The organism is Microcoleus sp. N9_A2 (genome assembly GCF_036701775.1).
In the GTDB taxonomy this organism is placed as follows: Bacteria; Cyanobacteriota; Cyanobacteriia; order Cyanobacteriales; family Microcoleaceae; genus Microcoleus.
Genome location: NZ_JAUBRH010000005.1, coordinates 204,151 through 211,189 on the forward strand (window position 1 = coordinate 204,151; position 7,039 = coordinate 211,189).

The following is a 7,039-nucleotide window of genomic DNA, read 5'->3' on the forward strand; positions in this document are numbered from 1 at the left end:
ATCGCGGACACCAAGATTGGGCAAGCGGGCGCTGTCAGTAGAAAGGTTGATCGGCTTTTTGCTTAAATTCTTTCACCCCGGATGCGTTGCGAGGAACGAAGCTAAGACTTGAGGCAACCGAGGAAAAACAGAGGCACAGAAAGATTCGCTACCGCTGGCTGCCGACAGAAATAAGTTATTTCTGCGTAAGTCCAGGAAGCAATCTGGACTCCGCGTTTTTCCCTGGCTGCGCGACAATAACTTAAAACTATTTTCGGTGTCGATCGCTCTTTTAGTCAAAAAGAGCGATCAAACTCAGAATTTTACTTGCACATGATTAAATTTCCCGCCGAGATGAATCCGGGCACAGGGCCTGAAATCTCAACCCAATTGCGATTTTCTCCATTCTTATCTTTCACTAACTGGAAATTTGGTACAAGCGTTACTTGACCGTTAGCCGGTACACCCCCTTTAACAGCAGAAGTCTTGGAAGGCTCGGTGCGGATGGCTAGACCCCTCGGCGCTACGCGAGGTTCTACTTGGCGGCACAGACTTACGGGGCCCGTTGCTGGTGCTGGTGCAGGCGCTGGTGCTGGCGCTGGTGCTGGTGCTGGCGCTGGTGCTGGCGCTGGTGCTGGTGCTGGTGCAGGCGCTGGTGCTGGCGCTGGTGTTGCTGCTGGTGCTGGTGCAGGCGCTGGTGCTGGCGCTGGTGTTGCTGCAGGCGCTGGTGCTGGCGCTGGTGCTGGTGCAGGCGCTGGTGCAGGCGCTGGTGCAGGCGCTGGTGCAGGCGCTGGTGCAGGCGCTGGTGCTGGTGCAGGCGCTGGTGCAGGTGCCGGTGCGGGACTTGGGGAAGGAGTTTGACTAATGGTGCACGAACCTAAATTACTTTCGTCGTTGGGATAGCCGCTAGCGACATACCCTGTGACGGGAGCGGTAATTTGAATCCAGAGGCGACCGTCGGAGGCTTTAACAGAAGTAGCGCCTTGGGACAGCGTTACCTGAGTGTTAAGTCCTACCCCGCCCACTCTAGGGGATTTGGGGTCTGGGTTCTGGCGAACGGTCAAACCTTCTTTGGGAGTGACTTTGCGGCAAAGGTTGCCAGCCTGGGCTATTTGAAAGGTGGCGCTATCTTCAAAGGAAATATTTTCCGCATCTTGACTGACAGTGGATGTTGAGGGGGCGGCAACACCGATGGCATTCGCCTGCAAACTTCCGGCTACGATCGCGATCGCGCCCAGCAATGCAGCGGGTTTATTCCAGCAATTCAAGTTTTTCATCCGTTCAACTCCTCACTTAACCACAATCATTATCTTAATTGCAGGTTAATATAGCAAAAAAATCGATTTGTCTTCCACAAAAAAGCTTTATATAACTTTTTTATGACCGCAAGTCAAGCTTTATTTATATAATTTAATGTTTGGTGAGTTGAGCGAAGACAAATAAAGCTGTAACTGTTTCCAAACGGTTTTGTTCCTGTGGAGACATTTCCATTCAGGATTCTAGTCGTCACAACGCCGGTTTGTACTTCCCGGACTTCAGATGCCCTTGGTGCTGCTCTTACATAAGAAACTTGGATGGTTGCTTGATATTTACTCGCTGACGCTTTACTTTGCCTGCTACGGTTCGAGCCCCAGTCTGTTGAAACTCACGCCCAGAGCAGAATTATCGCTTAAAAGCCCCGACAGCCTGTTCCACAAAGAATGAATTTCTTCTGGGGAGTAGGGGATGGGCAGGAGATCCCGCCCATAAAAGTCTTATTGAGAATGGTGCAACATCTCAGTTTAAAAATCCAAGGGGCGGGTTTAGGCAACAACATAGACAACCAGCATAAAACCTCCGAACAAAAGCAGCCCGCTCAAATCAGAAACCAAATATTTGCGCCAATTCTGATTTAATTATATTGCTATAGCAACCGTGTGCGATGTTTATGAGGTTTTCACTTGCTGAAACTAATGCGGTAGATTCCTGCGGAATGGGAGTATATTAATGATAGGAAAAATCTTTTTTTCGCAGGGCGAGGGCGATTAGCACACGCACAAGTAGAGGAAAAGCCCAACTAATCTCCTCCCTTATTCCTCCTTCCCCAAATAACTAAAGCCTTCTCTCTTCGAGAGTTAAAGCTTTCTTCCTTCTGCTATATAATGACCAAAGCGTTAAATACTTTTGCAGTGACAAAAACTACTAATAAAAAAGACGGCAACTCCTCTAAATATCCCTTTGACGGTCTATCTTTAGACGATCGCAATCCCGACTTCATTCAGCTTTTGCTGCCAATCTGGGAATGGCTGTACCGCTACTATTTTCGCGTCCAAAGCGACGGCTGGCACCACGTCCCAGCGAGCGGAAAAATGCTTGTTGTCGGTTCTCACAACGGGGGACTCGCCGCTCCCGATATGTTTATGTTCCTATACGAATGGTTCTGCAGGTACGGCACGGAACGCTTGGCTTACGGATTGATGCACCCGACGGTTTGGCAAGTTTCTCCTGATATTGCTGGCCTGGCGGTTCGGTGTGGCGCGATCAAAGCTCATCCGAAAATGGCGATCGCAGCTTTGCGGAAAAATGCCCCAGTTCTCGTCTATCCGGGCGGCGCCCAAGATGTTTTTCGTCCCCACCACTTGCGCGATAAAATCTACTTTGCGGGACGCAAGGGATTTATCAAATTAGCATTGCGAGAAGAAGTTCCAATTTTACCAATTATATCCCACGGTGCCCACGATACTTTGATAGTTTTGGCAGATTTGTACGAACAAGCAAAGCAATTGCATGAATTGGGAATGCCGTGGTTGTTTGGCATCGATCCGGTGGTATTTCCGGTGTATTTGGGATTGCCTTGGGGATTGAGTGTTGGGCCTTTGCCTAACCTGCCTTTGCCAGTGCAAATTCGGACTCGTGTGTGCGAACCGATCGTATTTGAGAGGTACGGTAAGGAGGCGGCGGGCGATCGCGATTATGTTGATGCTTGTTTCGATCGAGTTACCGCCCAAATGCAAGAACAATTAGATTGTTTGGCTGGCAATTGAGAATAGCACAAGTTCGATCGACCAAAAAACCTTCTTACAGCCCTGAATCCCGGTAGAAGACCCCCCAGCGCTTGGGTTGCGAGTGCGGCCAGGACTGATTTTGGTGAAAATTTACCTGAGCAGATTTTTTCCAAAGCAATGACTGAGGTTATGATTATTATTGGCCGAGTTCGATTGCACTTTTCTCCCACTCGCGAGTGTATATTCATAAACTCAGTTGGATGACATCTACCGCAAGATAGATTTTGCAATAAACTCGGCGGTAATCCCGTAAAGTTATGCAACATCCAACTTAAAGCAGATACCGTCTCAGATGCTGGAGGCACTGTCTTGCCTCCAGAGATTATTTAAATGTCAATTGTGTGAAATGATACAGCAAGTAGCAACCGGAAAAGCGATCGCCTTCTTCTTTTCAGATGCAGACGACTTACAAAACTTAAAGAGGCTTTAACTCAATTTGTGAGCATTTTTATTACAAACCAGCAACAGCAAACTGATTAGCATTGACAATCCCCAACAAAAATCATCACCAAATTAACGATGACTAAGCAAATCATTTTCGTAGACTCCGCCGTACAAGACTATCAAACCCTAATTAACAGCGCCGATACCGCTCAAATTTTCATTTAAAATGAAAATTTGAGCGGTATCGAACAAATTACTAATACCTTGGCTCTTCAAAGCGATATAGAAGCAATTCATATCCTCTCCCACGGTAGCCCCGGCACTTTACACTTCGGCTCAGAAACCTTAAGCAATCAGAACTTAGCCCAATGGAGCAACAAAATTAAACAGTGGGGGAAAGCCTTAACAAAAAATGCCGACATCCTCCTCTACGGCTGCAATGTAGCAGCCACAGAAATCGGATTGCAATTCATCCAAAAGCTGCATCAACTAACCGGGGCAAATATCGCTGCATCGAAAAACAAAACCGGGAATCAAGCCGCCGGGGGAGACTGGGAATTAGAAGTAAAAGTAGGGAACATAGCAACCCAATCCCTGAACGTTCCCAATTACAGCTACACCCTACCACCAACAGGGGCGGCAGATAACAAAGCCTTACTCGTCAGTGGCACACCAACTTCCACCCAGATCAATGTTTTAGCCAACGACACTGGAACGGGCAGAGTGAACGTCCAAAGCATCGCCATCCCCCCCACCAACGGCACAGCTATTATTAATGACGGGATTTATGTAGGCGGCTATTTCACCAGCATCGGTGGGGTTACACGCAACAGAATCGCTCGATTGAATAGCGATGGAACAGTAGATCCCGCCTTCAACCCGAATGCGAGTAGTTTTGTCTATACGATCGCCATAGACAGCAGCGGCAACCCCATAGTGGGCGGCATTTTCACCAGCATCGGTGGCAGTCCCCGCAACTTTATCGCTAAATTAAATCCCACAACAGGTGCCGCCGATGCCACCTTCAACCCGAATGCGAATAGTTTGGTCAGAGCGATCGCCATAGACAGCAGCGGCAACCCCATAGTGGGCGGCGGTTTCACCAACATCGGCGGACAAACCCGCAACCGCATCGCCAAATTAAACCCCACAACAGGTGCCGCCGATGCCACTTTTGACCCGAGTGCGAATAATTTTGTCTATACGATCGCCATAGACAGCAGCGGCAACCCCATAGTGGGCGGTAATTTCACCAACATCGGTGGCAGTCCCCGCAACAGAATCGCCAAATTAAATCCCACAACAGGTGTCGCCGATGCCACCTTCAACCCGAATGCGAATGTTGAGGTCTATGGGATCGCCAGTGACAGCAGCGGCAACCTCATAGTGAGCGGCAATTTCACCAACATCGGTGGCAGTCCCCGCAACTATATCGCTAAATTAAATCCCACAACAGGTGTCGCCGATGCCACCTTCAACCCGAATGCGAATAGTTTGGTCAGAGCGATCGCCATAGACAGCAGCGGCAACCCCATAGTGGGCGGCTTTTTCACCAACATGGGCGGACAAACCCGCAACCGAATCGCCAAATTAAATCCCACAACTGGTGTCGCCGATGCTACCTTCAACCCGAATGCGAATAGTTTTGTCTATGCGATCGCCATAGACAGCAGCGGCAACCCCATAGTGGGCGGCGCTTTCACCAACATCGGCCCACAAACCCGCAACTATATCGCCAAATTAAACCCCACAACAGGTGTCGCCGATGCCACCTTCAACCCGAATGCGAATAATATTGTCAATGCGAATGCGATCGCGATCGACCCCAAAAGAGACATCCTCTACACCCCCAACGCCAACTTCAACGGCGTTGACACCTTCACCTACACCGCCAACGACAGCACCGGCCCCGGCAGCGCCACTACCGTCAGCGTCCTCGTCAACAACTCCCCGGTTTTAGACACCAGCGGCACACCCACCCTCACTGCCCAAAACCAAGGCGACAGCGCCAGTACAGGCACATTAATCTCCACGATCATCACCAACCTCGGCGGCACAAAAATCACCGATCCCAACACCGCCGCCCTCCAAGGCATCGCCATCACCGGTTTAGACACCGCTAACGGCACTTGGCAATACACCATCAACAGCGGCACCACCTGGACAAACACCCCAGCCGTTTCTGCCACCAACGCCTTACTATTAGCTAGTAATCCCAACACCCGCATCCGCTTCGTACCCAACGCCACCTATAACGGAACCGTTGCTAACGCCATCACCTTTGCCGCTTGGGATCAAATAGTTGGCCTAAATGGCAGTACCGCCAACTACACCACAGACTTAGCTACCAACGGCACATCCAGCGTTTTCAGCACAGCCACTGAAACCGCCAACATCACAATCAACCCCCCACCCACCATCACCAGCGTCACCCCAGTCGCCAACGGCAGCTACGGAGTGGGACAAAACCTCGACTTCACCGTTACCTTCAACCAAGCAGTCACCATCACCCAAGGCACAGGTAGTGCCATCCTCCCCATCACCCTCGACACCGGCGGCACAGTCAACGCCACCCTCGTCGGTACAGGGGCCAGCAACACCACCCAAATTTTCCGCTACACAGTTGCATCCGGCAACCTAGACACCAACGGCATCGCAGTCGGCACAGCCTTAACCCTCAGCGGCGGTGCAACCATTCAAAATGCTGCCACTGTCAACGCCATCTTGACACTCAACAGCGTCGGTGCAACCACTGCTGTATTAGTCGATGGCGTTTTACCCACAGTCACTAGCATCACCTCAACTACAACCGATGGCAGCTATACTGTCGGTCAGATTATCCCCATCACCGTACAATTCAGCGAACCCGTCACCGTCACAGGCATCCCACAGCTAACCCTAGCCACAGGAGGCGCAGGAACACGCATCAACTATGCCAGCGGTAGCGGTACTAACACCCTCACTTTTAATTACACCGTAGCCGCCGGTCATGCAAGTGCAGACTTAGATTATCTCTCAACTGCTGCCCTCGCACTAAACGGTGGCACAATTCAAGATGCTGCTACCAACAATGCCACACTAACTCTACCAACTCCCGCTACGGCCAATTCATTAGGTGCGAATAAAGCCATAGTAATTGATACTACGGCACCCACCGTCACGATCAACCAAGCAACAGCACAAACCGACCCAACTGCTACTTCACCCATCAACTTTACCGTCACATTTAGCGAACCAGTGACAGGTTTAGATGCTGCTGATATCGACTTAACTGCCAGTACAGCAAGTGGAACATTAACGCCCACCATCACAGGTAGCGGCCCCGTTTACACAGTTGCAGTCAACGGTATCACAGGTAGCGGAAACGTCATTGCCAGCATCAAAGCTAACGGCGTTACTGATACAGCAGGCAATCAGAATTTTGTTAGTACCAGTACGGATAATAGTGTCACATACAACGCACCTGCACCAGAAATCCAAGTATTAGACGGCACAACAGATATAGTAGATGGTACAACAAGTGCGATCGACTTTGGCAGTGCAACGATTGGCGGCACTCTCAACAAAACCTTTACCGTCAAAAATCTCGGTACAGCAGCTTTAAACCTCAGCAACCTTACCTTACCAACAGG

3 protein-coding genes are annotated in these 7,039 nt (G+C 50.1%); 2 read left to right on the forward strand and 1 reads right to left on the reverse strand.

Annotated features, from left to right (window positions below):
- Window positions 1-302 precede the first annotated feature (302 nt).
- Window positions 303-1,256, reverse strand: a complete 954-nt coding sequence (locus QUA44_RS05045) for an SH3 domain-containing protein (protein ID WP_333248556.1) — start codon at window positions 1,254-1,256, stop codon at window positions 303-305.
- 864 nt (window positions 1,257-2,120) lie between these two features.
- Here QUA44_RS05045 and QUA44_RS05050 point away from each other — a divergent pair.
- Window positions 2,121-3,002: a lysophospholipid acyltransferase family protein gene (locus QUA44_RS05050; protein ID WP_333248552.1), complete on the forward strand. Its 882-nt coding sequence runs from the start codon at window positions 2,121-2,123 to the stop codon at window positions 3,000-3,002.
- 639 nt (window positions 3,003-3,641) lie between these two features.
- A partial coding sequence (locus QUA44_RS05055; RefSeq protein ID WP_333248550.1) for a DUF4347 domain-containing protein occupies window positions 3,642-7,039 on the forward strand: 3,398 nt, incomplete at its 3' end.